24 protein-coding genes and 1 other RNA gene are annotated in these 25,850 nt (G+C 68.3%); 11 read left to right on the forward strand and 14 right to left on the reverse strand.

Annotated elements, in window-relative coordinates; all coding sequences use genetic code 11:
* Window positions 1-2 precede the first annotated feature (2 nt).
* From ACV229_RS37615 to ffs, 7 genes are all read right to left on the reverse strand, one after another.
* Complete coding sequence (locus ACV229_RS37615) at window positions 3-986, reverse strand: protein-L-isoaspartate(D-aspartate) O-methyltransferase (RefSeq protein WP_448088115.1); 984 nt, start codon at window positions 984-986, stop codon at window positions 3-5.
* Window positions 983-1,744, reverse strand: a complete 762-nt coding sequence (surE, locus tag ACV229_RS37620; protein ID WP_448088116.1) for a 5'/3'-nucleotidase SurE — start codon at window positions 1,742-1,744, stop codon at window positions 983-985. The genes ACV229_RS37615 and surE overlap by 4 nt, the downstream gene beginning before the upstream one ends.
* A gap of 114 nt (window positions 1,745-1,858) precedes the next feature.
* Window positions 1,859-3,064 (reverse strand): CaiB/BaiF CoA transferase family protein, encoded by a 1,206-nt coding sequence (locus ACV229_RS37625; protein WP_448088117.1) that lies wholly within the window; start codon window positions 3,062-3,064, stop codon window positions 1,859-1,861.
* Window positions 3,065-3,113: 49 nt separating this feature from the next.
* Window positions 3,114-3,710 (reverse strand): recombination mediator RecR, encoded by a 597-nt coding sequence (gene recR / locus ACV229_RS37630; RefSeq protein ID WP_010092235.1) that lies wholly within the window; start codon window positions 3,708-3,710, stop codon window positions 3,114-3,116.
* A gap of 31 nt (window positions 3,711-3,741) precedes the next feature.
* Window positions 3,742-4,068, reverse strand: coding sequence for a YbaB/EbfC family nucleoid-associated protein (locus ACV229_RS37635; RefSeq protein WP_017332240.1), 327 nt, complete (start codon window positions 4,066-4,068; stop codon window positions 3,742-3,744).
* A gap of 94 nt (window positions 4,069-4,162) precedes the next feature.
* Window positions 4,163-6,493, reverse strand: coding sequence for a DNA polymerase III subunit gamma/tau (gene dnaX, locus ACV229_RS37640; RefSeq protein WP_448088118.1), 2,331 nt, complete (start codon window positions 6,491-6,493; stop codon window positions 4,163-4,165).
* A gap of 126 nt (window positions 6,494-6,619) precedes the next feature.
* Window positions 6,620-6,718: signal recognition particle sRNA small type (gene ffs / locus ACV229_RS37645), an RNA gene on the reverse strand.
* 371 nt (window positions 6,719-7,089) lie between these two features.
* On the opposite strand from ffs, the gene trxA reads away from it, so the two are divergent.
* From trxA to ACV229_RS37685, 8 genes are all read left to right on the forward strand, one after another.
* Window positions 7,090-7,416: a thioredoxin TrxA gene (trxA, locus tag ACV229_RS37650; RefSeq protein WP_006402348.1), complete on the forward strand. Its 327-nt coding sequence runs from the start codon at window positions 7,090-7,092 to the stop codon at window positions 7,414-7,416.
* 208 nt (window positions 7,417-7,624) lie between these two features.
* On the forward strand, window positions 7,625-8,887 hold the full coding sequence (rho, locus tag ACV229_RS37655) for a transcription termination factor Rho (protein WP_006478662.1): 1,263 nt from the start codon (window positions 7,625-7,627) through the stop codon (window positions 8,885-8,887).
* A 137-nt stretch (window positions 8,888-9,024) separates the two neighbouring features.
* On the forward strand, window positions 9,025-9,525 hold the full coding sequence (locus ACV229_RS37660; RefSeq protein ID WP_448088119.1) for a MerR family transcriptional regulator: 501 nt from the start codon (window positions 9,025-9,027) through the stop codon (window positions 9,523-9,525).
* Window positions 9,522-11,078: an MFS transporter gene (locus ACV229_RS37665; RefSeq protein WP_448088120.1), complete on the forward strand. Its 1,557-nt coding sequence runs from the start codon at window positions 9,522-9,524 to the stop codon at window positions 11,076-11,078. The genes ACV229_RS37660 and ACV229_RS37665 overlap by 4 nt, the downstream gene beginning before the upstream one ends.
* 38 nt (window positions 11,079-11,116) lie before the next feature.
* Complete coding sequence (locus ACV229_RS37670) at window positions 11,117-11,950, forward strand: M90 family metallopeptidase (RefSeq protein WP_448088121.1); 834 nt, start codon at window positions 11,117-11,119, stop codon at window positions 11,948-11,950.
* A gap of 157 nt (window positions 11,951-12,107) precedes the next feature.
* Window positions 12,108-12,371 (forward strand): type B 50S ribosomal protein L31, encoded by a 264-nt coding sequence (locus ACV229_RS37675; RefSeq protein ID WP_448088122.1) that lies wholly within the window; start codon window positions 12,108-12,110, stop codon window positions 12,369-12,371.
* A gap of 157 nt (window positions 12,372-12,528) precedes the next feature.
* Entirely contained in the window at window positions 12,529-14,358 is a 1,830-nt protein-coding gene (locus ACV229_RS37680; RefSeq protein WP_448088123.1) for an ArnT family glycosyltransferase, read from the forward strand.
* Between the two features lie 2 nt (window positions 14,359-14,360).
* Entirely contained in the window at window positions 14,361-15,716 is a 1,356-nt protein-coding gene (locus tag ACV229_RS37685) for an MATE family efflux transporter (protein WP_448088124.1), read from the forward strand.
* Between the two features lie 20 nt (window positions 15,717-15,736).
* On the opposite strand, the gene lipA is transcribed toward ACV229_RS37685, so the two are convergent.
* From lipA to ACV229_RS37710, 5 genes are all read right to left on the reverse strand, one after another.
* Window positions 15,737-16,702 carry a lipoyl synthase gene (lipA, locus tag ACV229_RS37690; protein WP_448088125.1) on the reverse strand — a complete coding sequence of 322 codons (966 nt, stop codon included), beginning with the start codon at window positions 16,700-16,702 and terminating at the stop codon, window positions 15,737-15,739.
* 2 nt (window positions 16,703-16,704) lie between these two features.
* Window positions 16,705-17,820 (reverse strand): acetoin dehydrogenase dihydrolipoyllysine-residue acetyltransferase subunit, encoded by a 1,116-nt coding sequence (locus tag ACV229_RS37695; RefSeq protein ID WP_448088126.1) that lies wholly within the window; start codon window positions 17,818-17,820, stop codon window positions 16,705-16,707.
* A 4-nt stretch (window positions 17,821-17,824) separates the two neighbouring features.
* Complete coding sequence (locus ACV229_RS37700; protein WP_448088127.1) at window positions 17,825-18,829, reverse strand: alpha-ketoacid dehydrogenase subunit beta; 1,005 nt, start codon at window positions 18,827-18,829, stop codon at window positions 17,825-17,827.
* 96 nt (window positions 18,830-18,925) lie between these two features.
* A complete protein-coding gene (locus tag ACV229_RS37705; protein WP_448088128.1) occupies window positions 18,926-19,909 on the reverse strand; it encodes a thiamine pyrophosphate-dependent dehydrogenase E1 component subunit alpha in 984 nt (327 codons plus the stop codon).
* 57 nt (window positions 19,910-19,966) lie between these two features.
* Window positions 19,967-21,025 (reverse strand): ATP-NAD kinase family protein, encoded by a 1,059-nt coding sequence (locus ACV229_RS37710; protein WP_448088129.1) that lies wholly within the window; start codon window positions 21,023-21,025, stop codon window positions 19,967-19,969.
* Window positions 21,026-21,603: 578 nt separating this feature from the next.
* Between ACV229_RS37710 and ACV229_RS37715 the strand changes: the two genes are divergently transcribed.
* The gene (locus ACV229_RS37715) at window positions 21,604-23,520 is read left to right on the forward strand and encodes a sigma-54-dependent Fis family transcriptional regulator (RefSeq protein WP_448088130.1); all 1,917 of its coding nucleotides are present in this window, start codon (window positions 21,604-21,606) and stop codon (window positions 23,518-23,520) included.
* 28 nt (window positions 23,521-23,548) lie between these two features.
* Here ACV229_RS37715 and ACV229_RS37720 read toward each other — a convergent pair whose 3' ends face one another.
* A complete protein-coding gene (locus tag ACV229_RS37720; RefSeq protein ID WP_448088131.1) occupies window positions 23,549-23,956 on the reverse strand; it encodes a carboxymuconolactone decarboxylase family protein in 408 nt (135 codons plus the stop codon).
* Window positions 23,908-24,396 (reverse strand): MerR family transcriptional regulator, encoded by a 489-nt coding sequence (locus tag ACV229_RS37725; protein ID WP_448088132.1) that lies wholly within the window; start codon window positions 24,394-24,396, stop codon window positions 23,908-23,910. The genes ACV229_RS37720 and ACV229_RS37725 overlap by 49 nt, the downstream gene beginning before the upstream one ends.
* 274 nt (window positions 24,397-24,670) lie before the next feature.
* On the opposite strand from ACV229_RS37725, the gene ACV229_RS37730 reads away from it, so the two are divergent.
* A complete protein-coding gene (locus ACV229_RS37730; RefSeq protein WP_448088133.1) occupies window positions 24,671-25,285 on the forward strand; it encodes a ComEA family DNA-binding protein in 615 nt (204 codons plus the stop codon).
* An 82-nt stretch (window positions 25,286-25,367) separates the two neighbouring features.
* Window positions 25,368-25,799, forward strand: coding sequence for a YidB family protein (locus tag ACV229_RS37735; RefSeq protein WP_448088134.1), 432 nt, complete (start codon window positions 25,368-25,370; stop codon window positions 25,797-25,799).
* Window positions 25,800-25,850 lie beyond the last annotated feature (51 nt).

Consider the following 25,850-nt stretch of genomic DNA (forward strand, 5'->3'; position numbering starts at 1 on the left):
TTTCAAATCACTCCGGATTTTAAAGGGACAAAGAAAACGCGATCAAGCCGCGACTCCCGCCATTGCGCGTGCGCGACGCGCTCGACGAGCGTGAGCACCTGGTGCTGTCCACTTTGCGCGCCGACCGGCGCGACGAGCCGCCCGCCGATCGTCAACTGCTCGAGCAGCGCTTGCGGCACGTCGAGCCCCGCCGCGGCAATCACGATCGCGTCGAACGGCGCCGCAGACGGCAGGCCCACGCGCCCGTCGCCGTAATGCAGACGGATGTTCGGCACACGCAGCGGCCGCAGGTTCAGCTTCGCGCGCTCGTAGAGCGGCTTGATGCGTTCAATCGAATACACGTCGCGCGCCACGTGACTCAGCACGGCGGCCTGGTAGCCGCAACCCGTGCCGATTTCCAGGACGCGCTCGAGGGTCCGGCCGGCCATCGCAAGCTCGATCATTCGCGCGACGACCGACGGCTTCGAAATCGTCTGCTGGTGGCCGATCGGCAACGCGGAATCTTCGTAGGCCTGCGTCGCGAGCCCCGGATCCACGAACATGTGGCGCGGCACCGCGGCCATTGCCTCCAGCACGCGCGCGTCGGTCACGCCGTTCGCGCGCAGTCGTTCGACCATCCGCTCGCGCACGCGTTCCGACGTCAGCGCGAAGGTTCCCGTGAGCGCGACGTTCGGCGCGGCGGCGGGCTTCGGCGCGGCGGACTTCGATGCGCCTGCAGCCGGCTTCGATGCAACCGGTTTCGGCACGAGTGGTGTCGGCGCGGTCGACCTGGACGCGCCCGACTTGTCCGCGGTCGACGCGAGTACCGCCACGCCGCCGCGCGACGGCCGACCGTCCTGCGCGTTCGCCGGCGCACCGGCGGACACACGCTGGCGGGCGCTCTCGCCTGCCGCGTGGCGCTCGCCTGTCCGTCCTTCGGTCTTGCGCGGCGCTCGCTTGAGGTCCTCGAGCGCGAGCGGGAACCGCTTCGCGCGCTGGCCGCTCATGAAGCGCGCCCTCCGGCGCGCGCCCAGTCTTGCGTCGCGGACAGCATTTGCGTGTGCGTGAGATCGAGCTGCAGCGGCGTGATCGATACGAAACCGTTTGCGACCGCATGAAAATCGGTGCCTTCGCTCGCATCGAGCGCCGCGCCCGCCGGCCCGATCCAGTAGATCGGCTCGCCGCGCGGGTTGGTCTGGCGGATTACCGGCTGCGACGGATGACGCTTGCCGAGACGCGTGACCTTCCAGCCTTTCAGCGCGTCATACGGCAGGTTCGGAATATTGACGTTCAGCAACGGATGACCGGGCAGCGGATGCGCGAGATAGTGCTGCACGATCTCGGCGGCGACGCGCGCCGCATCGGCGAGATACGCCCAGTCCTTGTCGACCAGCGAGAACGCGATCGCGGGCACGCCGAACATGATGCCTTCGGTCGCCGCCGCAACTGTCCCCGAATAGAGCGTGTCCTCGCCCATGTTCTGGCCGTTGTTGATCCCCGACACGACGAGATCCGGCTTCGCGTCGAGCATGCCGGTCAGCGCGATGTGGACGGAATCGGTCGGCGTGCCGTTCACATAGAAGAAACCCGTACTCGCGGAGCGCTGAACCGACAGCGGCCGCGACAAGGTCAGTGAGTTCGATGCGGCGCTGCAATTCTGCTCGGGCGCCGTCACCGTGAGCTCGGCCAGCGGCTGCAGCGCGTCGTGAAGCGCCGCGAGACCGGGGGCGAGATAGCCGTCGTCGTTGCTGAGTAGGATTCGCATCCGGCGATTGTAACCGAGGAAAGATGGCGCGAGAGCGACAGTCCGGCGTGCCGGAACGTGCATTCGCGCGCCGCGCGCCGCCGCACAATGCGACGGCGTGCCGCGGCCTTCCGGTCAGATCGCGCCCGCGTCGCGCAGCGCTGCAATCGCCTGCGCGTCGTAGCCGAGACCGTGCAGCACCTCGTCGGTATGCTCGCCGAGTTCCGGGCCGAGCCAGCGTGTGTCGCCCGGCGTGCCGGACAGTTTCGGCGTGATGTTCGGCAGCGGGATCTCGGCGCCGTCGGCGAGCTTGAAGCGCTGGATCATCTGCCGCGCGACGAACTGCGGATCGGTGAACATGTCGGCCACGCTGTAGATCCGCCCGGCCGGCACGTCCGCCGCATTGAGCACCTCGAGCGCGGCGTCGATCGTGCGCGGCGCGAGCCATGCGGCGATCGCGTCGTCGATTTCCCGCGTGCGCGGCACGCGTCCGTCGTTGTGCGCGAGCGCCGGATCGTCGGCGAGGTCGTCGCGTTCGATCGCCTTCATCAGCCGCTTGAAGATCGGGTCGCTGTTGCCGCCGATCACGATGCTGCCGTCGCGGCACGCATAGGTGTTCGACGGCACGATGCCGGGCAGCGACGCGCCGGTACGCTCGCGCACCATCCCGTACACGCCGTACTCCGGCACGACGCTTTCCATCATGTTGAACACGGCTTCATACAGTGCGACGTCGACCACCTGCCCCGCGCCGCCGTTCACGTTGCGGTGATGCAGCGCCATCATCGCGCCGATCACGCCGTGCAGTGCGGCGATCGAATCGCCGATCGAGATGCCGATGCGCGGCGGCGGGAGGTCCGGATAGCCGGTGATGTGGCGCAGCCCGCCCATCGACTCGGCGATCGCGCCGAAGCCCGGCCGGTCGCGATACGGGCCCGTCTGTCCGTAGCCGGACAGGCGCACCATCACGAGGCCCGGATTGTCGGCCGACAGCACGTCGTAGCCGAGCCCGAGCTTCTCGAGCAGGCCCGGGCGGAAATTCTCGATCACGATGTCGGCCTCGCGCGCGAGCTGGCGCGCGATCGTCTTGCCGGCGTCCGATTTCAGGTTCAGCGTGACGGATTTCTTGTTGCGCGCCTGGACCGACCACCACAGCGACGTGCCGCCCGTTTCCGGATGCAGCTTGCGCCACTTGCGCAGCGGGTCGCCGCCTTTCGGATCCTCGATCTTGATGACTTCCGCGCCGAATTCGGCAAAGAGCCGCGACGCGAAGGGCCCCGCGATCAGCGTACCGAATTCGAGCACTTTGACGCCCGCGAGCGGGCCCTGGCTGGTGCTCATGTGTCTCCCTGGCATGAGGAACGGCTCGCCGGCATGGCGGCGGCCGACATTACATCGTGCGGCGGTCGAGCATCGCGCGCGCGATCGTGCCCGCGTCGACGTATTCGAGTTCGCCGCCGACCGGCACGCCGCGCGCGAGGCGCGTGACCGCGAGCCCGCGCGCCTTCAGCGTCTGGCCGAGATAGTGCGCGGTGGCCTCGCCTTCGTTCGTGAAGTTGGTCGCGAGCACGACCTCCTTGACGATGCCGTCGGACGCGCGCCGCACCAGGCGGTCGAAATGGATTTCCTTCGGGCCGATGCCGTCGAGCGGGCTCAGCCGCCCCATCAGCACGAAATATAGCCCGCGATAGGTCATCGTCTGCTCGAGCATGATCTGGTCGGCGGGCGTCTCGACGACGCACAGCAGCGTCGGGTCACGCTCCGTGTCGCTGCAGACCTCGCAGATCTGGGCTTCCGTGAACGTGTTGCACTTCTCGCAGTGCTGCAGGTGCTCGGTCGCGAACAGCAGCGACCGGCCGAGCCGCTCCGCGCCCTCCCGATCGTGCTGCATCAGGTGGTACGCCATGCGTTGCGCGGATTTCGGGCCGACCCCGGGCAGCACGCGCAGCGCTTCGACGAGGGCGGACAAGGCGGACGGCTGTTTCATACTTCGACGAAAGGGGAAACGGGCGCTGCGCTCAGAACGGCAGCTTGAAGCCCGGCGGCAGCGGCAGGCCGGCCGTCATGCCGCTCATCTTTTCCTGCGACGTCGCTTCGGCCTTGCGCACCGCATCGTTGACCGCGGCGGCGACGAGATCCTCGAGCATGTCCTTGTCGTCCGCGAGCAGGCTCGGGTCGATCGACACGCGGCGCACTTCGTTGCGGCAGGTCATCGTGACCTTGACGAGGCCCGCGCCCGACTGCCCTTCGACCTCGATCTGCGCAAGCTGCTCCTGCATCTTCTTCATGTTTTCCTGCATTTGCTGCGCTTGCTTCATCAGTCCGGCGATGTTGCCTTTCAACATGGGAATACTCCTTCTTGATCGTGTGAACACCGGCACGCGGCGCGTGCCGGCCTGTGTAGGTGAATGGGGTTGAGCGTGTCGCTACGCGGTCCGTTCAATGCAGCGTCGGCGGCACGCCGTCCGCCGGCGCGGCTGCATCCGCGAGCGGCCGCACCGAGCCTTCGACGATGCGCGCGCCGAACTCGCGCACGAGCTGCTGGACGAACGGATCCGCATGGATCTCCTGCTCCGCGTCGCGCTGGCGCGCCGCGCGGGCAGCCGCGTCGAGCGCCGCCGCCGTGCGCCGCGCCGGCCCGACTTCGACGGCGACGTCGACCGGCTTGCCGAGCGCATCCGCGAGCGCGGCCTTCAGTTTCGCAACCTGCGCGGCGTCCGCATACTGCGGCACCGGCACGGACAGCTTGAGCGTCGTCGCGTCGACGGCCGTCAGCTCGCTGTTGAAAGCAAGCTGGTATGCAACGCCCTTGAGCGGCAGCCGCGCGGCGAGCGCCGGCCATTCGCCGTCGAAGCCGATCGGATCGAGCGTGATCGCGGGCGGCAGCGGACGCGCGTCGACCGGCGCGGCCGGCCGCGACTCCGCCGGCTTCGGCGCGACGCGCACGTCGTCCGGCCCGCTGTCGAACACCGGGACGAAACCGTCGTCAGGCGGCCCGCCGAACATCTCGTCCGCGCTGAGCGGCACGTACTCGTCCGGCGGAATGTCTTCCCATGGGGGCGGCGCCTGGCGCGTGTCGGCCTGCGGCGCGCGGTCCGCGGCGCGCGGCGTCGGCACCTGTACGGCCGGGCGCGACGCGGCAGGCTTCGCGGCAGCCGGCTGGGCCGCTGCCGGTTTCGCTGCTGCCGCGGGCGCGCGCGCGCGATCGGTCGATACGCGCATGCCGGCGTTGCGCAACACGTCGAGCGCGGCGGCCGCACCGCCCGTGCGCGATGCGGCGCGCGCGGCGGGCTCTGCCGCCGCGGCACGCGGCGCGGGCTCGGCCGGCGGCGCGGGTTCGTCATCCTTGGCGGCAACGGGCACGGCGGGTGCTCGCGCGCCGCCTTCGGCAGCGTCGATCCCGGCAACGGCTTGCGGCGCACCGCTTCCGCTAGCCGGCATGGCCGCCGGGGTGGTGGCTGGCGGCTTGCCGGCACCGTCGTCCGGTTGCGGCGAACTCGCGGCAGCCGGACGCGCGACGGGTGCAGGAGCAACTGTAACGGCCGGTGCAGCGGCGGCAGGCGCACGCATCGTCTCGGACGGCGCGGCCGAAGCCGGCTTCACAGCCGCGGCCGGCATTGCCGCCCGCGGCCCCGGCACGGCGCGCGCCGCCGACGGCTGGCCGACCGGCGCGCTGCCGACGCTCGCGGCCGGCTCGAACGCGAGCATCCGCAGCAGCGTCATCGTGAAGCCCGCGTATTCGTCCGGCGCGAGGCCGAGTTCCGCGCGTCCGACCGTCGCGATCTGGTAGAACAGCTGCACCTGCTCCGGACTCAGCGTGTCCGCGAAACGCCGCAGGTCGGCCGCCTCCGGCCATTCATCGAGCACCGAACCCGGTGCGAACTGCGCCCATGCGATCCGGTGCAACAGGCTTGCGAGATCCTGCAGCGCGGTCGAGAACGACAGGCTGCGCAGCGACATCTCGTCGGCGATCGCGAGGACTTCGGTGCCGTCGCCGGCCGCGAGCGCGTCGAGCAGGCGCACCATGTAGGTCTGGTCGAGCGCGCCGAGCATCCCCGACACGGCCGACTCCGTCACCTCGTTCGCCGAGTAGGCGATCGCCTGGTCGGTCAGCGACAGCGCGTCGCGCATGCTGCCTTGCGCGGCGCGCGCGAGCAGGCGCAGCGCCTGCGGCTCGAATGCAATCTTCTCTTCGCCGAGAATGCGCTCGAGGTGCGACACGATGTGCCCGGCTGGCATCTGCTTCAGGTTGAACTGCAGGCAGCGCGACAGCACCGTGACCGGGATCTTCTGCGGATCGGTCGTCGCGAGAATGAACTTGACGTGCGGCGGCGGCTCTTCGAGCGTCTTCAGCATCGCGTTGAACGCGTGGTTCGTCAGCATGTGCACTTCGTCGATCATGTAGACCTTGAAGCGCGCATCGACGGGCGCATACACCGCGCGCTCGAGCAGCGCGGCCATTTCGTCGACGCCGCGGTTGCTCGCGGCGTCCATTTCGACGTAATCGACGAAGCGGCCTTCGTCGATCTCGCGGCACGCGCGGCACACGCCGCACGGCTGCGACGTGACGCCGGTTTCACAGTTGAGCGCCTTCGCGAAGATCCGCGACAGCGTCGTCTTGCCGACGCCGCGGGTCCCGGTGAACAGATAGGCGTGATGCAGACGCCCGCCGTCGAGCGCGTGCGTGAGCGCTCTGACGACGTGCTCCTGGCCGACGAGCGAAGCGAAATCCTTCGGACGCCACTTGCGTGCGAGAACTTGATAGGTCATCGGGAAATTGTATCAGCAACACTGCGTCGCGCCGACACGCGAAACGGTACGGAACACGGATGCGGAAACGAGTGAAGGCGAATGGGCGGGAAATAAAAAACGCCCGGCGAATGGGGCGAGAAGGAAGGTGACGAGCCCGACCCTCGGCACTGGCGGAAAACGGCTGTGGCTGCTTCGTTCCCGACCTGACCAGGTTCACCGGCCCACCATGCGAGGAGGCCCGTCACGTCGCATTCTATCATCGCTCGCCGCCGAATGCGACCGTTTATTCGCACGAATGTGCGGACACCGGCACACGCGATTGCCGGCGCACCCGCCCTCTTGTATTTTGCGTGGCGGCCTCCATCTGCATCGCGCAACGGTCGTCGGCGCGTCGTACCCCTACTTGCATAGCGGCTACTATCGCCGCCCGCAGCAGATAGCAATTTAGGCTAATATGACGCCCGAATGACCCGCGAGCCGCGGTACGCAGCGCTTACGCCCTTCTTTTCCGGAGTGCGGAGCTACCTGCCGCAGCGGCCGGCAGCCCGCCGGGCGGCCGGCGCGCCGGAAGGCGCCAAGCAGGCAGTCCCCGAACCGAAAGAGGTATTGACCAAATGAGCGAACAGATCAAACACATCAGCGACGCATCGTTCGAACAGGACGTCGTCAAATCCGACAAGCCCGTGCTCGTCGATTTCTGGGCCGAATGGTGCGGCCCGTGCAAGATGATTGCCCCGATCCTCGACGAAGTCGCGAAGGATTACGGCGACAAGCTGCAGATCGCGAAGATCAACGTCGATGACAACCAGGCGACGCCCGCGAAGTTCGGCGTGCGCGGCATCCCGACGCTGATCCTGTTCAAGAACGGCGCCGCTGCTGCGCAGAAGGTCGGCGCGCTGTCGAAGTCGCAGCTCACCGCGTTCCTGGACAGCCACCTGTAATCCAGGCCAGGACCATTCCGGCAAGTTCGCGGACGTGTTGTCAACCGGCAACACGTCCGCCGCAAAGCCGCCGATCGGCCGCTCAAGCGCGAATCGGCGTATGCTAGAATCAAAAAACGTCTACAAGACGCATTAAGCCTCAGAGCGCTTCCGCTCGCCCTCCTCCCTTTTTTCTTTCGTCGCTTCTCCTCCCTGGCGGGATCTCCGTATGCATTTATCCGAGCTCAAGTCTCTGCACGTGTCCGAATTGATCGAAATGGCCAACGGCCTGGAGATCGAAAACGCGAACCGCCTGCGCAAGCAGGAGTTGATGTTCGCCATTCTCAAAAAGCGCGCCAAGACGGGAGAGACGATCTTCGGCGACGGTACGCTCGAAGTGCTGCCGGACGGCTTCGGCTTCCTGCGCTCGCCGGAAATGTCGTACCTCGCGAGCACCGACGACATCTACATCAGCCCGTCGCAGATCCGCCGCTTTAACCTGCACACCGGCGACACGATCGAAGGTGAAGTCCGCACGCCGAAGGACGGCGAGCGCTACTTCGCACTCGTCAAGGTCGACAAAGTCAACGGGCAGCCGCCCGAGGCCTCGAAACACAAGATCATGTTCGAGAACCTCACGCCGCTGCACCCGAACAAGCCGCTTTCGCTCGAACGCGAGATGCGCGGCGAGGAAAACGTCACGGGCCGCATCATCGACATGATCGCGCCGATCGGCAAGGGCCAGCGCGGCCTGCTCGTCGCGTCGCCGAAGTCGGGCAAGACCGTGATGCTCCAGCACATCGCGCACGCGATCAAGCAGAACCACCCGGACGTGATCCTGTTCGTGCTGCTGATCGACGAGCGTCCTGAAGAAGTGACCGAAATGCAGCGCTCGGTTGCGGGCGAAGTGATCGCGTCGACGTTCGACGAACCGGCCACGCGCCACGTGCAGGTCGCCGAAATGGTGATCGAGAAGGCCAAGCGCCTCGTCGAGATGAAGCACGATGTCGTGATCCTGCTCGACTCGATCACGCGTCTCGCGCGTGCGTACAACACCGTGATCCCCGCATCGGGCAAGGTGCTGACGGGCGGTGTCGACGCAAACGCGCTGCAGCGTCCGAAGCGCTTCTTCGGCGCGGCGCGCAACATCGAGGAAGGCGGCTCGCTGACGATCATCGGCACCGCGCTGATCGAAACCGGCAGCCGCATGGACGACGTGATCTACGAAGAGTTCAAGGGCACCGGCAACATGGAAGTGCACCTCGAGCGCCGACTCGCGGAAAAGCGCGTGTACCCGTCGATCAACCTGAACAAGTCGGGCACGCGCCGCGAAGAAATGCTGATCAAGCCCGAGATCCTGCAGAAGATCTGGGTGCTGCGCAAATTCATCCACGACATGGACGAAGTCGAGGCGATGGAATTCCTGCTCGACAAAATCCGCCAGACGAAGAGCAATTCCGAGTTCTTCGACCTGATGCGCCGCGGCGGCTGATCGCCCCTCGCAGCGGATACGACGGCCGCCCGCGCAGTTTGCCGGCGGCCGTTTTTTCGCGCCAACCTGAACGTGAACGTACACGTTGATCTACAATGCGCCCGACCGACAGACAACCCCACTGACCGACTGCCCCGATGCCCACCGACAACCCCGCCCCGCTGCTGACCGTAAGCGACGCCGCCGCGCGGCTCGGCGTCACGCCGCGCACGCTGAAGTATTACGAGGAGCGCGGGCTCGTCACGCCGTCGCGCAGCGAGGGCCGCTACCGGCTCTACGACGAAGCCGACCTCGAACGCTTCGCACGCATCCTGCGGCTGCGCGCGCTCGGCTTCTCGCTGCACGGCATCACCGAAATGCTGAAGCGCCCGCTGGAAGAAACGGGCGACGGCCGTCGCCGCTATTCCGACGCATCGCTGCGGGATATCCGCACCGGCCTCGCCGCGCAGGTCGACACGCTCGACCGGCGCATCGCGGCGGTCGAGCGCGAACTGAAGGAAGCGATCGCGCTGCGCAAGGAACTGCAGCACGACATCGACTACGTGGAGCGGCGCCTCACCGGCGAAAACGCGGATGCGCTGATCGCGCAGCGGCAGGCCGAAGCGAGCGGGCGCCGCTCGCGCAAGGGCCGCGCATGAATACACCGCCGGGCCGCACGCCGCTGTGGAGCCGCGCGAACCTGCGCGCCGACCTGTTCCCGTGGGCGCTCGCGCTCGTCACCGGCATCGATTACTTCGACAATGCGACGTTCTCGTTCTTCGCAAGCTACATCGCTGGCGGGATCAACGCGTCGCCCGACGAGCTCGTGTGGTCGTCGAGCGCGTATGCGGTCGCAGCCGTGCTCGGCATCCTGCAGCAGCAATGGTGGATCGATCGACTCGGGCACCGCCGTTACGTCGCCGGCTGCATGCTGATGTTCTCGTTCGGCGCGATTGCGTCCGCACTGGCCGATACGTCGCTGCAGCTCGCATTCGCGCGCGGCTTCCAGGGTTACTTCATCGGCCCGATGATGGGCGCGTGCCGGATCCTGATCCAGGTCAGCTTCAAGCCTCAGGAGCGGCCGCCCGCAACGCGCGCGTTCCTGATCCTGATCCTGCTCGGCAGCGCGCTCGCGCCGATCGTCGGCGGCCTGCTCGTCGCGCATTCGACGTGGCGCGCGCTGTTCGCGTGCACGGCGCCCGCCGGCATCGCGTTCGCGATCCTCGCGCTGCTCACGCTGCCCGACACCGGCAACACGCCCGACGACGAACGCGGCACCGGACACTTCTGGCCATACGTCGTGTTCGCGCTCGCGCAGGGTGCGCTGCAGGTCGTGATGCAGCAGGTGCGCTACCAGCTCTACAGCGGCTCGCCGATGCTGATCCTGCTGACGGTCGCGGGCCTCGGCGCGCTCGTGTGGTTCGCGTATCACCAGTGGCACCACCCGACGCCGCTCGTGCGCCTGCACGCGCTCCGCCAGCGCACCTTCCAGGTCGGCCTCCTGCTCTACATGTTCTATTACTACGAGTCGACAGGCTTCAGCTACCTGACCTCGCGCTTTCTCGAAACGGGCCTCGGCTACCCGGTCGAGAACGCCGGGCGCCTCGTCGGCACGATGTCGCTCGTCTCCGCGACCGCGCTGTTCGCGTACCTGCGCTACGCGAAGCTGATCACGCACAAGAAGTGGATCATCGTGCCGGGCTTCGCGGTCGCCGCGTACGCCGCGCTATGGATGACGCGCATGACGCCGCAGGTCGGCGAAGCGGCACTGATCCTGCCACTGCTGTTGCGTGGCCTGCTGTTGCTGTTCATCGTGCTGCCGGTCGCGAACCTGACGTTCCGGATCTTCGAGCTCGACGAATACACGCACGGTTACCGGCTCAAGAACATCGTGCGCCAGCTGACGATCTCGTTCGCGACCGCGTCGGTGATCATCATCGAACAGCATCGGCTTGCCGTGCATCAGACCCGCCTCGTCGAGCGTGCGAACGTGTTCGATCCGCTGTTCCAGCAGACGGTCGACGCGCTGACCCGCAGCTATGCGGCCGCCGGACACGTGCTGCAAGATGCGCACGCGCTCGCGATCGGGTCGATCGCCCGGATGGTCGCGCAACAGGCGTCGTTCCTCGCGACGCTCGACGGATTCTATTTCCTCGCGGGCGTCGCCGTGTGCGGCGGGCTCTTCGCGGCATGGCAAAAAGACATCGATTGAGTTAAAAGACAGGCTTTGGGCTCCCGCTTGCCGCCTCCATGCTTTCGAAACTGACCCGCTGGCTCGACCACCGCCGCCGCGACCGCGCGCTGCGCAGCCACCCGATCCCCGATGCGCTTTGGCGCGACACGGTCGACCGGCTGCCGTTCCTCGACTACCTGGCACCGGACGAACTCGGCCGGCTGCGCGAGCTGACGAGCCTGTTCCTCGCGCAGAAGTCGTTCACGACCGCGCACGGCCTCGAGCTGACCGACGCGATGATCGTCGGCATCGCGGTGCAGGCCTGCGTCCCGGTGCTCAATCTCGACCTGTCGCTGTACGACGGCTGGGTCGGCATCGTCGTGTATCCGGGCGAGTTCGTGATCCGCAAGACCGTGCAGGACGAGGACGGCGTCGTCCACGAGATCGAGCAGGACGCGAGCGGCGAGGCCTGGGAAGGCGGCCCGGTGATCCTGTCGTGGGAGGACGCGCAGATGACCGACGGCCGCGACGCGTACAACGTCGTGATCCACGAGTTCGCGCACAAGATCGACATGATCAACGGCGCGGCCGACGGCTATCCGCCCCTTTTTCGCCGCTGGCATGCGCCGCACCTCGACGCGCAGGCATGGGCCGACGTGTTCGACAACGCGTACGACCAGTTCTGCACACGCGTCGATGCGGTGCCGGACCGGGCGTGGGCGCGCTTCGAGCGGGACTCGCTGATCGATCCGTATGCGGCCGACCACCCGTCCGAGTTCTTCGCGGTCTGCAGCGAGGCGCTGTTCGTGCGCCCGCGCGCATTCGAGTCCGAATTTCCGGAGCTGTACCGGCTGCTCGCGCGCTACTACCGGCAGGATCCGGCCAGGACCGGCGCGCTCGACGCGAGCTGAAAATTAATCGCCAACCGTCTGATTTTCTGGCATAATCGCCGTTTTTCGACCTTAGGCAAGTGGCTCGCGCCGGGCTTGACGCCAGCCGACTCGCGCAAAACGCGCGATTCGGAGCGGCAAGCGGCGGGTTGGCTACCGCTCTCACCAAGGAAAGACCATGAAAGAAGGCATCCACCCGAATTACCGCGAAGTCGTCTTCCAAGACATGTCGAACGGCTTCAAGTTCATCACGCGCTCGACGATCCAGACGCGTGAAACCATCGAATTCGAAGGCCAGACCTACCCGCTCGCCAAGATCGAAGTGTCGTCGGAATCGCACTCGTTCTACACCGGCCAGCAGAAGATCATGGACACGGCCGGCCGTGTCGAGAAGTTCAAGAACAAGTTCGGCGCACGCGCCAGCGGCAAGGTCGCGAAGTAAGCTTCGCACCGCATCCGGTGGTCGCATCGCACCGGTACCGCACCAAAGGGCAGCCCAGGCTGCCCTTTTTTGTCTCCGCTTTTTGTCTCTGCTCGTCGGATCGCCACGGCCAGCAGTCGGACGACGCCGCTGACGCGCACCGGCCGGCACGTCTACAATGCCGGATGCTCAAAACCGGCTCGCCGCGCGGCATCGCGCGGGCCACGCCCATAACAAATCGCTGATCTGCATGAAGCCAGTCGTTCGTCTCACCGCCTCCGCCACGCGCGCGCTGCCGCGCTGGCTGCTGCTCACGCTCTGCCTCATATACGCGGCGTTCGGCCTGTTCGGCCGCGATCCGTGGAAGAACGAGGACGCGGCAGGCTTCGGCGTGATGTGGACGATGGCCACGGGCGGCTGGCACGACTGGCTGCTGCCGAATCTCGTCGGCAAGTTCATCACGACGGACGGGCCGCTCGGATACTGGCTCGGCGCGCTGTGGATCCGCGCGCTTGGGCCTTGGGTCGACGCGAGCAACGCGTCGCGGCTCGACACGGGAATCCTGTTCTGCGTCGCGTGTGCATTCGTCTGGTATGCCGCGTATCTGCTCGGCCGCCGCGCCGAGGTCCAGCCGTTCAAATATGCATTCGGTGGCGAGCCCGAGCCGCGCGACTACGGCCGCACGCTCGCCGACGGCGCGCTGCTGATCCTGCTCGCCTGCTTCGGCCTCGCGGAACGCGGACACGAAACGACGCCGCAGCTCGCGCAGTTCGCGTGGATCGCGATGCTCGTGTACGGCATCGTGCGCAGCATCGACAAGCCCGTGCAGGGCGCGCTGTGGTGGGGGCTCGCGATCGGCCTCGTCGCGCTGTCGGGCAACCCGGTGCTCGTCGTCGCGCTGATCGCCGGCACCGCCGCGCTGTGGCTCGTCGCGCCGGAGATGCGCAACCTGCGCCTGCCCGCGATCGGCCTGCTGGTCGCCGCCGCGATCTTCGCGCTGTGGCCGCTCGCCGCGTTCGTCGCGGCACCCGACGACGCCGCGTGGTTCTTCAACCAGTGGGTGCACGGCAGCCTGATGCGTTTCTCGGGCCCGCCGACCGCCGTGCTCGCGTACGCGGCGAAGAACCTGCCGCTCTTCACGTGGCCCGCATGGCCCCTCGCGATCTGGGCGTGGTGGAGCTGGGCCGGCATGCGCCGGCGCGCGCACGTCGCGATCCCGCTGTCGGTCGCCGTACCGCTCGTCGCGCTCGTGATCCTGCAGAGCCAGCAGTCGAACCGCATGTACATGCTGCTGCTACCGCCGCTCGCGGTCCTCGCGACGTTCGCGCTGCCGACGCTCAAGCGCGGCGCGATCAACGCGATCGACTGGTTCGCGGTGCTGAGCTTCACGATCCTCGGCAGCTTCGTCTGGCTCGTCTGGCTCGCGTCGCTCACCGGCTTCCCGCATCCGCTCGCGCGCAACCTCGCGCGGCTCGTGCCCGGCTACGAGCCGCACTTCAAACTGCTGTCGTTCGTCTGCGCGGTCGCGGTCACGGTCTGCTGGTTCATGCTCGCGAGATGGCGCGTGTCGCGGCAGCCGAAGGTGCTGTGGCGCAGCGTCGTGCTGTCGGGCGCCGGCACGACGCTGATGTGGGTGCTGCTGATGACGCTGTGGCTGCCGATCGTCAACTACGGCCGCACCTACCGCGACGTCGCGCAGCAGATCGCCACGCACCTGCCGGCCGACTACGAATGCATCTCGCCGGTGCGGCTCGGCGACGCGCAGATCGCGACGTTCGCGTATTTCGGCAACATGCATTTCGACTTCTCCGGCGACTGCGACGTGATCCTGCGCCAGGACCGCGCCGATTTCGGCGAGCCAAGCTCGATGTCGCAGTACGTGTGGCGTCTCGTCTGGGAAGGGCGCCGCGTCGCCGACCGCGACGAGCGCTTCCGCCTCTACGAACGCATCGAGCGGCCGAAGACGCCGGTCAAGCGCCGCCAGCCGCGCCAACAGACGGACGATTGACGATGTTCGCCGACATCCGCCGGATCGTCGGCCTCGCGTGGCCGGTGCTCGTCGGCCAGCTCGCGATCATCGCGTTCGGCGTGATCGACACCGCGATGGTCGGCCGCTTTTCCGCCGTCGACCTCGCCGCGCTCGGGCTCGGCTCGTCGATCTACGTGTCGGTGTTCATCGGTCTCACGGGCATCCTGTCCGCGCTGCAGCCGATCACGGGCCAGCTCTACGGCGCGCGGCGCTATGCGGAGATCGGCGAGGAAGTCCGCCAGGCGCTGTGGCTCGCCGTGCTGCTTGCCATCCCCGGCTTCCTGCTGCTGCACTTTCCCGAGCCGCTGTTGCGCGTCGCGCACGCGCCGGCCGCGCTGCACGACCGCACCGTCGCGTACCTGCGCATCCTGTCGTTCGGCCTGCCGGCAAGCCTCGTATTCCGCATCTACAACGCGCTGACCAACGCCGCCGGCAAGCCGCGCCTCGCGATGATCCTGCAGGTCGGCGCGCTCGCGCTCAAATTTCCGCTGAACGTGTGGTTCATCTTCGGCGGCGTCGGCGTGCCGGCGCTCGGTGGCCCCGGCTGCGGGCTCGCGAGCACGCTGATCAACTGGGCGCTCGCGCTGACCGGCTTCACGCTGCTCGCGAAGCTCGACGTGTTCGCGCCCCTCGCGATCTTCTCGCGCTTCTGCTGGCCGGTCTGGGCACGCCAGAAGGCGATCCTGAAGCTCGGCGTGCCGATGGGCCTGTCGTACCTGATCGAAGTCACGTCGTACACCTGCATGGCGCTCTTCATCGCGCAGTTCGGCACGACGACGCTCGCCGGGCACCAGATCGCCGGCAACATCGGCGCGGTGCTGTACATGACGCCGCTGTCGATCGGCGTCGCCGCGTCGACGCTCGTCGCCCGCGCGCTCGGCGCCGGGCGCCTCGACGAAGCGAGGCTGCTCGGCCGGCACAGCGTGATGCTTGCGTGCGGGATCGCGGCGCTGTACGGCGTGCTCGTGTTCGCGCTGCGCCCGCTGATCATCGGCGGCTATACGCCGAATCCGGCGGTCGCCGCGGCCGCAATGCCGCTCGTCGCGATCGTCACCTGCTATCACTTCTTCGACGCGCTGCAGATCACGTCCGCGTTCGTGCTGCGCGCATACAAGGTCGCGGTCGTGCCGACCGTGATCTACGCGGTCGCGCTGTGGGGCGTCGGGCTCTGCGGCGGCTACGTGCTCGGCTTCGACGTCGGCGGGCTCGCACCCGCGTGGCTGACCGGCGCGCGCGGCTTCTGGTTCGCGAACATGACGAGCCTGATGCTCGCGGGCACCGGACTCGCGCTCTACCTGCGGCACGTGAGCCGCGGGCCGCTGCCCGACGCGGCCTGAGCCCCCGCGCCGGCCGCCCGTCACACCGGCTGCAGCACCTCCGCCGCGTGATACGACGAACGCACGAGCGGACCGGCGACAACCTCCGCGAAACCGAGCGACAACCCCTCGTCGCGCCATCCCGCGAACGCTTCCGGACTCACATAACGGCGCACCGGCAGGTGATGCACGGACGGCGCGAGATACTGGCCGAGCGTCAGCACGTCGACACCGTGCGCACGCAGGTCGCGCAGCGTCTCGCGCACCTCGTCGTCGCGCTCGCCGAGCCCGAGCATCAGGCCCGACTTCGTCACGAGCGACGGCCGCGCGCCTTTTGCACGCGCGAGCAGATCGAGCGAGCCGCGATAGTCGGCGCCCGGCCGGGCCGCCCGGTACAGCGACGGCACGGTCTCGATGTTGTGGTTGAACACGTCCGGCCATGCGGCCGACAGCGCATTGAGCGCGCGCGCGACGCGGCCGCGGAAATCCGGCGTCAGCACCTCGACGCCGATGCCCGGCACGCGCACACGCACCGCCGCGATGCACGCGGCGAAATGCGCGGCGCCGCCGTCGCGCAGGTCGTCGCGGTCGACCGACGTGATCACGACGTAGCGCAGCCCGAGCGCGGCGACCGCGTCTGCGAGCCGCGCGGGCTCGTCGGGATCGAGCGGATCCGGCCGTCCGTGCGCGACGTCGCAGAACGGGCAGCGCCGCGTGCACAGCCCGCCCATGATCATGAACGTCGCCGTGCGCTGCGCGAAGCACTCGCCGATGTTCGGGCACATCGCCTCCTCGCAGACGGAATGCAGCCGATGATCGCGCAGCACCGCCGCCATCGCGGCGACGGTGTCGCTCATCATCGGCCGCGCGCGCAGCCATGCCGGCTTCGGCAGCGCCGCGCCGGCCGCGGGCTCGACGCGCACCGGAATGCGCGCGAGCTTGTCGCGGCTGCGCGCACCCGGCTGGCCGAGCGCCGTCAGGCTGGGTCGTTCGAGCGCGGCCGTCATCGTCAGTCTCCGAGGAACGCGACGATCAGGCGGTTCACGTCGGCAGCCGCCTCCATCTGCACCATGTGCCCGCGGCCCGCGAGCACTTCCGCGCGCACGCCGGCAGGCAGCCCCTGCGCGTGATGCGCGGGGATCACCTGGTCGCGCTCGCCCCAGATCACGAGCGTGCGCGGCGCAAGCGCCGGGAGCCGCTCGCGGAAGATGCGCCGCTGCGTCGCGCCGTCGAACGCGGACGAAGCGATCTTCTCGAGCGTCGCCTGCACGCCTTCGAGCCGCTTGTACTTGACGAGATCCTCGACCAGCTGCCGCGTGACGAGCGCGCTGTCCGCGAACAGCTTGCCGAGATGCGGCTTCAGCGTGTTGCGGCTGCTGCCGGCGACGAAGCCGTCGATGTAGCCGCGGTCGATGTCGCTGCCGAGGCCCGCGCTCGCGATCAGCGTCAGCGATGCAACGCGCTCGGGCGCACGCTCCGCCGCCGTCATCGCGACCGCGCCGCCCATCGAATGCCCGACCAGGTGCGCGCGCGCGATGCCCTGCGCGTCGAGCAGCGCCAGCACCGCGTCGGCCAGTTCGTCGAGGCTGCCCGTCTCGACCGCCTTCGCCGACTCGCCGTGGCCCGGCAGGTCGAGCGCCCAGACGGGCCGGTGCGCGGCCAGCTCCGCGTGATTGAACAGCCAGTTGTTCAGGTCGCCGCCGAAGCCGTGGATCAGCACCGCCGGTATGCCCGCGCCATCGCCGAGCTTGAGGAAGCGCACCGTGCGCCCGCCGATCTGCGCCTTTTCGGGCTGCGGGCCGGCCGCGTCGTCGGCAGCCGCGCTCGGCGTGAAATCGCGCTGGAATTCGGCGATCGCCGTGTCGATGTCCGCGTCGCTCGCGTCCGTCGCCGCGACGACGCCGAGCAGCGCGCCGACCGGTAGCGTGTCGCCTTCCTGTGCGACCTGCCGGCGCAGCGTGCCGTCGAACGCGCATTCGACGCCCGACGAGATCTTGTCGGTCTCGACGTCGAGCACCTCGTCGCCTTTCGTCACCCGCTCGCCGACGGCCTTCAGCCAGCCGTTGACCTGCCCCTGCTCCATCGACAGGCCCCACTTGGGCATCGTGATCATGTGAATCGACATCGTGTCAGCTCCTCGTCTTCAGCACCGCCAGCGCGATCGCGTCGGCGGACGGGATATACAGGTCCTCAAGCACGCCCGCGAACGGCGCCGGCGTGTGCGGCGCGGTCACGAGCTCGATCGGCGCCTTCAGCGAATGGAACGCGCGCCGCGCGACCAGCGCGGCGATGTCGGTCGCGATCGAGCAGCGCGGATTCGCCTCGTCGACGACGACCACGCGCCCGGTGCGCTCCGCGCTTTCGAGGATCGTGTCCTCGTCGAGCGGCGACGTCGTGCGCAGGTCGATCACGTCGGCCTGGATGCCGTCCTTCGCGAGTTTCGCCGCCGCATCGATTGCGAGATGCACCATGCGTCCGTAGGTGACGATCGTCACGTCGTCGCCGTCGCGCACGAGGTTCGCCTCGCCGAACGGGATTGCATAGGATTCCTCAGGCACGTCACCCTCGCGCGTGTACAGCAGCTTGTGCTCGAGGAAGATCACCGGATCGTTGTCGCGGATCGCCTGGATCAGCAGCCCTTTCGCGTCATACGGCGTCGACGGGCACACGACCTTCAGCCCCGGGATGTGCGTAAACAGCGACGTCAGCATCTGCGAATGCTGCGCGGCCGCGCGCAGGCCCGCGCCGTACATCGCGCGGATCACGACCGGCGTGACGGCCTTGCCGCCGAACATGTAGCGGAACTTCGCGGCCTGGTTGAAGATCTGGTCGAAGCACACGCCCATGAAGTCGACGAACATCAGCTCCGCGACGGGCCGCATCCCGCACGCGGCCGCGCCGACCGCCGCGCCGATGTAGCCGCCCTCGGACAGCGGCGTGTCGAGCACCCGGCCCGGGAACTTGTGGAACAGCCCTTTCGTCACGCCGAGCACGCCGCCCCAGGCGTCGTCCTCGCCCGGCGCACCCGCGCCGCCCGCGTTGTCCTCGCCCATCACGATCACGCTGTCGTCGCGCGCCATCTCCTGCGCGAGCGCTTCGTTGATCGCCTGCGAATAAGTGATCTTTCTTGCCATGTCTGTCTCCTGGAATTTTTCCGGCTTGCCGCTACGGCCTGCCGCTATTGCTTGTGGCGACGGCTCGCCGCTACGTTCGGTTCGGCTGGCCCGCGCTCACGCGTACGACACGTACACGTCGGTCAGCAGGTCGGCCGCATCGGGCAGCGGCGCCGCCTTTGCTTGCGCGACCGCGTCGTCGATCAGCTGCCTCACCTGCGCGTCGACCGCGCGCAATTCGTCGACCGTGAGCACCTCCGCGCGCACGACGCGCGCTTCGAAGTGCTTCAGGCAATCCTTCTCGTCGCGCAGCTTCTGCACCTCGCCGGGCGCGCGATAGGTCTGCGCGTCGCCCTCGAAGTGCCCGAAGTAACGCGAGAACTTCACTTCGACGAGCGTCGGCCCGCCGCCGCCGCGCGCCCGCTCGACCGCTTCGCCCAGCGCCTCGTGCACCGCGAAGAAATCGAAGCCGTCGACGATCACGCCGGGCATCCCGAAGCCGTTCGCTCGGTCGGCGATGTTGTCGGTCGCGACCGACCAGCTCGACGACGTCGCTTCCGCATAGCCGTTGTTCTCGGCGACGAAGATCGCGGGCAACCGCCACACCGATGCGAGGTTCATCGATTCGAAGATCACGCCCTGGTTAGATGCGCCGTCGCCGAAGAAGCACACGCCGACGCCGCCCGTTTTCCTGTGCTTCGCGGCGAGCGCCGCACCGCACACGAGCGGACCGCCCGCGCCGACGATCCCGTTCGCGCCGAGCATCCCCATCGACAGGTCGGCGATGTGCATCGAGCCGCCCTTGCCGTGGCAGACGCCCGTCTTCTTGCCGTAGATCTCGGCCATCATTCCGCGCACGTCGACGCCCTTCGCGATGCAGTGGCCGTGGCCACGGTGCGTGGTCGCGACGTAGTCGGCAACGCCGAGATGCATCATCGTGCCGACGGCGGATGCTTCTTCGCCCGCATACAGATGCACGAAGCCGGGAATTTCGCCGGTCGCGAACTCGACGTGCAGGCGCTCCTCGAATTCGCGGATCGTGCGCATCAGCCGATACGCGTCCAGCAGCGTGTCCCTGCTGAGCTGAGTCGAAACGGTCATGTGTGTCTCCTTGTTTCCTCGTTGAAATGCCGCCTCGCGGCGGTGTGCTGCATGGGGTCAGCGCCGGTGCGCCGCGGCATCGCGCAACAGCTGGCGCGATGCCGCGTAGCGCAGCGTGCGGCCGACGTCGAGCGTCAGCGGCCCGCGCCAGTCGAGCGCGATCTCGTAGCGGTCGCCGCGCGCGACTTCGATCTCGCGCTCGCCGTCGAACGCGAGCGTCCCGTGCTCGAACGGAATCGGCTGCCAGTCACCCGGCTCGAGCCGTTCGCAACTGCGCATCACGACCCGGTCGACGCGCCCCGGCGCGATCGGCGCGACGAGCGGCGTGCCGGCCGACTTGCCTTGCGCGTCAAAGCGCATCGCGAGACCGTGCGGCGCGCTGCGCTCGAGCGGCGCCCATGCGCCGCCGAGCGCGGACAGGCCGATGCCGTCCGGTTCGGCAAAGGTCAGGTAGAGCGCATCGATGTCGTCGGGGCCGGAGATCGCGCGCGCGCCGACGAAGCGCTGCCGTGCCGCGCAGACGTCGACGAGCGCGATGTCCTCACGGCCTGGCTGCGGGCCGTCGGCACAGCGCACGACGAGCCGCTTGTTGCGCGTGAACGCGACCTCGGGCGGCACCGCGCCCGTTGCGGCGAGCCCTGCCGCGACGCCGGCGACGGTCGCCTCGCGATGTTCGGGAAACGCGTTGTTGGTGCCGGTGGACAGCGCGACGAGCGGCGTCGTGCCGCAATGCGCGGCGACCGCGCGATGGGTGCCGTCGCCGCCGAGCACGGCGATCAGCGCGACTTCCATCCGGCGCATGTATGCGGCGCCGGCGTGCGTGTCGGCGACACTGTCGGTGATCGGCAGATCGACGAATTCGACGGCCGGCCAGCGCTCGTGCGGCGCGATCGCGCGATGCGCGTCGATTGCGCGCAGCAGCAGTGTCGCGATCCCCGTGCGGTCGCGCAGCGTCAGTACCCGCTCGACGCCCATCGCGCCGAGGCCGGCCAGGAGGCGCACGATCATGTTCGCTTTCTCGGCGGTCGGGAACACCGATGCATGCGTGGTGAGGCGGCGGATGTCGCGTCCCGATGCGGGATTCGCGATCACGCCGACGGTTACGGGCGTTGCCACAGCTTGTCTCCTGTCGGCCGGAGTTAGCGCTTTAGCGCTTACTCCGGCCCCATGCTTCGCGGTCGGCCGGAGTTGGCGCTATAGCGCTTGCTCCGGTTCCATGCTTTGCGGTCGAGCGCAGTTGGCGCTTCGGCGCCTACGTCGTTGTCATCGGCACGAATTTGCCGGTCTTGCCCGACATATCTGCAAGCCGCGTGCCACCGTGTTCGAAACGCGCTTCGATTGCGCACAAACGCCGGCGTGACGGGCCTGTGCGCAATGGGTTCCGATCGAAGCGACGCCGTCAGACACCGGGACATCGCCCGTGCGTCTCAGACTTCGGCGCCGAATCGCGATGGCCGAGTCGTCCGCACACCCCGCGCAACGCTCCCCCGCCAACCCGCGCGCATTCAGTCGCTGCGCGGCCCGGGCCCGTCCGCACCCGGATAGCGCAGCGCGCCGCCGCGCGTCTCAGCGGCGTGAGATCCCGGTGAGACGAACGTCTCACGCGCGTTTCGTGCTGCGATGCAATGTGATCGGGCGAAACGGATGTGCTACAAGAACGTCGACATCCCTGTCCTCCTGAGCCGGAGCCGACCATGCCCTACGTCGTTCCCCAGACCCAGCACGCGGACCGGGTGCTCGGCGCGCTTGCCGGGCGCCTGCCCGCGCCCGCCGATTCGACGCGTCTCGTATCGTCGTGGCAGCGCTCGCTCGAGCGCTACCGGCTGGACCCGGCGTCGTCGATCGGGCCGCGCGTGCTGACCGCCGCGGAACTGCGCGACGTGCGCGACAAGGAAGAGGCATTCCTGCGCGCGTCCGGCCAGTGCCTGACGCGCCTGCACGACATGGTCCGCGTCGCCGACTACTGCGTGATGCTGACCGACGCGCACGGCGTGACGATCGACTACCGGATCGATCGCGAGCGCCGCACCGATTTCCGCCACGCGGGGCTCCACATCGGCTCGTGCTGGTCGGAGAGCGAGGAAGGCACTTGCGGCGTCGCGAGCGTGCTGACCGATCTCGCGCCGATCACCGTGCACAAGACCGATCATTTCCGCGCCGCGTTCACGACGCTCACCTGCAGCGCGGCGCCGATCTTCGCGCCGGCGGGCGAACTGATCGGCGTGCTCGACGCGTCGGCCGTGCAGTCTCCCGACAACCGCGACAGCCAGCGCCTCGTCTATCAGCTCGTGCGGCAAAGCGCGTCGCTGATCGAGGACGGCTATTTCCTGCACAGCATGGCCCAGCACTGGATATTGTTCGGTCATCCGAACCGTCACTACGTCGAGGCGCAGCCCGAATGGCTGATCGCGTTCGACGAGTGCGGCAACATCGTCGCCGCGAACCGGCAGGCGCGCGATGCGCTGCCCGCGTTGCGCGAGCCGCGTCACATCGACGAAATCTTCGATTCCACCGACATGCCGCTGCGCGACGCCGCACGGATCGACGCGATCGTCGCGCTGCGTGTGCGCGCGACCGGCGCACCGCTGTACGCACGGCTGCGCGCGCCGCTGCGGCGCCCCGCGCGCGAGCCGGGCACCGCGTCGCGCCGCCCCTGCGCACCCGCGCGTCACGTCGGCGCGCTCACGCCATTCCTGCACAGCAGCGACGCGCGCATCGCGCAACAGGCGGAACTCGCGCTGCGGGTCGCGAGCAAGCGGCTGCCGATCCTCGTGCTCGGCGAGACGGGTGCGGGCAAGGAAGTGTATGCACGGGCGATCCACGACGCGGGCGCGCGGCGCGCGCGGCCGTTCGTCGCGGTCAATTGCGGTGCGCTGCCGGAAGCGCTGATCGAAAGCGAGCTGTTCGGCTACGCGGCCGGTGCGTTCACCGGCGCGCGCAAGCATGGTGCGCGCGGCAAGATCTCGCTCGCCGACGGCGGCACGCTGTTTCTCGACGAAATCGGCGACATGCCCGTCGCGCTGCAGACGCGCCTGTTGCGCGTGCTCGCCGACGGCGAAGTCGTGCCGCTCGGCACCGACACGCCGGTGCGCGTCGATCTCGACGTAATCTGCGCGACACACCGCGATCTCGCCAGGATGGTCGCGGCCGGCACGTTCCGCGAAGACCTGTATTACCGGCTGAGCGGCGCGGTGTTCGAACTGCCGCCATTGCGCGAACGCGCGGACGTGCGCGACGTGATCGCCGCGGTGTTCGCCGAGGAAGCGCATGCGACGGGCCACGTGCTGACGCTCGACGGCGCGCTGGCGGAACAGCTTGCCGCGTATCCGTGGCCCGGCAATGTCCGGCAATTGCGCAACGTGCTGCGCTATGCGTGCGCGGTTTGCGACAGCACGCGTGTAACGCTGCGCGACCTGCCCGCCGATCTGGCCGCGCAGCTTGCGCCGGGCACGGCCGGCGCGCTGCCCGACGACGAGCGCAGCCGCATCGTCGCCGCGCTCACCGCGCACCGCTGGCGGCCCGACGCGGCCGCGCAGGCACTCGGCATCTCGCGCGCGACGCTGTACCGGCGCATCGCGAAACACCGGATCGTCGCGCCGCACCGCATGTGACGCGTGTGACGATCTGGCGCGTCTCGCATCATGCGGCCTGCGCCGCAGGCTCGCCGTCGCGCTGCCGGAACACCTCGTGTGCGGCGAACAGCGCATTCAGCGCAGCAGGAAAGCCCGCGTAGAGCGCCATCTGCATGAATACCTCGACGATTTCGTCGCGCGTGCAGCCGACGTTCAGCGCCGCCTCGATGTGCACCTTGAGCTGCGGCTGCGCATTGCCGAGCGCGGCCAGCGCCGCGATCGTCGCGATCTCTCGCGCGCGCAGGTCGAGTTGGGGCCGGCCGTAGATATCGCCGAAGCCGAACTCGATCAACAGCCGCCCGAAGTCCGGCGCGATCGGCTCGAGCGCCGCGATCACGCGTTCGCCCACTTCGCCGTCGATTTCCTTCAGTTTGTTCCAGCCGCGCGTGTAGCGGTCTTCAACGAGTCGTTCCATTGCGAGTGTCCTTGATCCGGTTGTGATGGGTCTGCCCGTCGTCCCGCATCGCGCTCCGCCGCCTCGTAGTACGCGATCTTGTCGCCGATCGCGTCGAGGTTCGCCTGCAGCTCCGCGATATGCGCGCGCACCGCGTCGCGATGCGCGACGAGCAACGCGCGCCGCGCGCCGATCGTCGGCTCGCCTTCGGCGCGCAATGCCGCGAACTGCTGCATCTGTGCGATCGGCATGCCGGTCGCCTTCAGGCGCATCACGAAAGCGAGCCAGTCGAGATCGGCCGGCGCATAGAGCCGGTGACCGGCCGGCGTGCGCGAAATCGCACGCAGCAGGCCCGCCTGCTCGTAGTAGCGCAGCGTGTGCGTCGACACGGCCATCCGGTCGGCGACCTGGCCGATCGTCAGCGGACCGGCAGTGGAGGGTTTCGATACGGTGATTGACATGGCACGCTCGAGGTTAGGAGTTAGAGTGCACTCTAAGTCAAGCGCCGTCCGGCAACCAGTGCTGCGGCGCACGACGACTACGTAAAGAATCGTCAAAACCGCCGGCCTGCAGCCCGTGCGGCCTTTACAGCAGCGCAAGCCTTCAGCAAGATTCGGGCGGCCTGTCTTAAAAAGGGCACGCATTTGTCCTATGCTTAACGGCGACGCTTGGCCGCGCGTCGCCCGCCATCTGCTGCAACAGTCATTCATCCGCCGGAACCAGGGAACCTATGCCATGCTGAAGAAGCTGCTGTTGCTGTTCGTCGCGCTATCGCTGTCGCTGACCGCGGCCTTTGCCGCGGCGGTCGAAGTCAACACGGCCGACCAGGCCGCGCTCGAATCCGTGAAGGGTCTCGGGCCCGTGAAGTCCAAGGCGATCATCGACGAACGCACCAGGAACGGCCCGTTCAAGGACGCCGACGACCTCGCGAGCCGCGTGAAGGGTCTCGGCACGAAATCGGTTGCGCACCTCGAGGAAAACGGCCTGACGATCGGCGGCTCGTCGACGCCGCCGACGGGCGCGAAGGCAGCGAAGCCGGCCGCAACGGCGCCGGCGACGAAACCGGCGACCACGGCTGCTACGACGGCCACTGCTGCCACGACGGCCCCGGCAACGACCGCGGCACCGGCCGCGAGCGCGCCGGAAGCGGCGGCCAAGCCGGCCAAGACCAAGCGTGCGTCGAAGAAGGACAAGGCGGCGTCGGCTGCGGTGACGACCGCGGCGGCTTCGGCGACGACCGCCGCGGCTGCAGCGCCGGCCGATGCGTCGTCCGCGAAGGCGACGAAGGATTCGAAGAAGAAGAGCAAGAAGGACAAGGCTGCCTCCGCCGCCGCGGCGTCGGGCGCCTGATGCGCGCCGCGCGCGACTGCGCGCGCGGCTTCGTTCAACGGGCGCCGCCATCGCGGCGCCGTTTCAGTGAAGGTGAAGAATCATGGGTCTACTTGATATCGTCGGTGGTCTGATCGGCGGCGAGGCCGGCGGCAACTCGCAAAGCGCGCTGCTGTCCGCGGCGCTCGAATTCATCAACAACCAGCCGGGCGGCCTGAACGGCCTGATCGAGAAGTTCAACGCAGGCGGCGCCGGCGATGTCATCGGTTCGTGGGTCGGCAACGGCGAGAACCAGCCGATCTCGGCCGATACGCTGCAGAACGTGCTCGGCTCGGACGCGATCGGCGCGCTGGCGAGCAAGGTCGGCATCGACCCGCAGCAGGCGTCGGGCATCCTCGCGCAGGTGCTGCCGCACGTCGTCAACCACGCGACGCCGAACGGCGAAGTGCCGGCAGACGGCCAGGTCGACACGTCGAACGTGCTCGGCACGCTGACGCAGCTCGCGGGCCTGTTCGGCGGCAACAAGCAGGGCTGAGCCCAACTCGGCATTTCCGGGCCGCATAAAGAAACACCCCGCCATCGGCGG

It is taken from the genome of Burkholderia sp. MR1-5-21, assembly GCF_053427715.1.

What these genes read in the sequence shown, in the direction of transcription:
- ACV229_RS37615 (WP_448088115.1), bottom strand. Translation starts at nt 986, where the DNA reads ATGAGCGGCCAGCGCGCGAAGCGGTTCCCGCTCGCGCTCGAGGACCTC.
- surE (WP_448088116.1), bottom strand. Translation starts at nt 1,744, where the DNA reads ATGCGAATCCTACTCAGCAACGACGACGGCTATCTCGCCCCCGGTCTC.
- ACV229_RS37625 (WP_448088117.1), bottom strand. Translation starts at nt 3,064, where the DNA reads ATGAGCACCAGCCAGGGCCCGCTCGCGGGCGTCAAAGTGCTCGAATTC.
- recR (WP_010092235.1), bottom strand. Translation starts at nt 3,710, where the DNA reads ATGAAACAGCCGTCCGCCTTGTCCGCCCTCGTCGAAGCGCTGCGCGTG.
- ACV229_RS37635 (WP_017332240.1), bottom strand. Translation starts at nt 4,068, where the DNA reads ATGTTGAAAGGCAACATCGCCGGACTGATGAAGCAAGCGCAGCAAATG.
- dnaX (WP_448088118.1), bottom strand. Translation starts at nt 6,493, where the DNA reads ATGACCTATCAAGTTCTCGCACGCAAGTGGCGTCCGAAGGATTTCGCT.
- trxA (WP_006402348.1), top strand. Translation starts at nt 7,090, where the DNA reads ATGAGCGAACAGATCAAACACATCAGCGACGCATCGTTCGAACAGGAC.
- rho (WP_006478662.1), top strand. Translation starts at nt 7,625, where the DNA reads ATGCATTTATCCGAGCTCAAGTCTCTGCACGTGTCCGAATTGATCGAA.
- ACV229_RS37660 (WP_448088119.1), top strand. Translation starts at nt 9,025, where the DNA reads ATGCCCACCGACAACCCCGCCCCGCTGCTGACCGTAAGCGACGCCGCC.
- ACV229_RS37665 (WP_448088120.1), top strand. Translation starts at nt 9,522, where the DNA reads ATGAATACACCGCCGGGCCGCACGCCGCTGTGGAGCCGCGCGAACCTG.
- ACV229_RS37670 (WP_448088121.1), top strand. Translation starts at nt 11,117, where the DNA reads ATGCTTTCGAAACTGACCCGCTGGCTCGACCACCGCCGCCGCGACCGC.
- ACV229_RS37675 (WP_448088122.1), top strand. Translation starts at nt 12,108, where the DNA reads ATGAAAGAAGGCATCCACCCGAATTACCGCGAAGTCGTCTTCCAAGAC.
- ACV229_RS37680 (WP_448088123.1), top strand. Translation starts at nt 12,529, where the DNA reads ATGCCGGATGCTCAAAACCGGCTCGCCGCGCGGCATCGCGCGGGCCAC.
- ACV229_RS37685 (WP_448088124.1), top strand. Translation starts at nt 14,361, where the DNA reads ATGTTCGCCGACATCCGCCGGATCGTCGGCCTCGCGTGGCCGGTGCTC.
- lipA (WP_448088125.1), bottom strand. Translation starts at nt 16,702, where the DNA reads ATGACGGCCGCGCTCGAACGACCCAGCCTGACGGCGCTCGGCCAGCCG.
- ACV229_RS37695 (WP_448088126.1), bottom strand. Translation starts at nt 17,820, where the DNA reads ATGTCGATTCACATGATCACGATGCCCAAGTGGGGCCTGTCGATGGAG.
- ACV229_RS37700 (WP_448088127.1), bottom strand. Translation starts at nt 18,829, where the DNA reads ATGGCAAGAAAGATCACTTATTCGCAGGCGATCAACGAAGCGCTCGCG.
- ACV229_RS37705 (WP_448088128.1), bottom strand. Translation starts at nt 19,909, where the DNA reads ATGACCGTTTCGACTCAGCTCAGCAGGGACACGCTGCTGGACGCGTAT.
- ACV229_RS37715 (WP_448088130.1), top strand. Translation starts at nt 21,604, where the DNA reads ATGCCCTACGTCGTTCCCCAGACCCAGCACGCGGACCGGGTGCTCGGC.
- ACV229_RS37720 (WP_448088131.1), bottom strand. Translation starts at nt 23,956, where the DNA reads ATGGAACGACTCGTTGAAGACCGCTACACGCGCGGCTGGAACAAACTG.
- ACV229_RS37725 (WP_448088132.1), bottom strand. Translation starts at nt 24,396, where the DNA reads ATGTCAATCACCGTATCGAAACCCTCCACTGCCGGTCCGCTGACGATC.
- ACV229_RS37730 (WP_448088133.1), top strand. Translation starts at nt 24,671, where the DNA reads ATGCTGAAGAAGCTGCTGTTGCTGTTCGTCGCGCTATCGCTGTCGCTG.
- ACV229_RS37735 (WP_448088134.1), top strand. Translation starts at nt 25,368, where the DNA reads ATGGGTCTACTTGATATCGTCGGTGGTCTGATCGGCGGCGAGGCCGGC.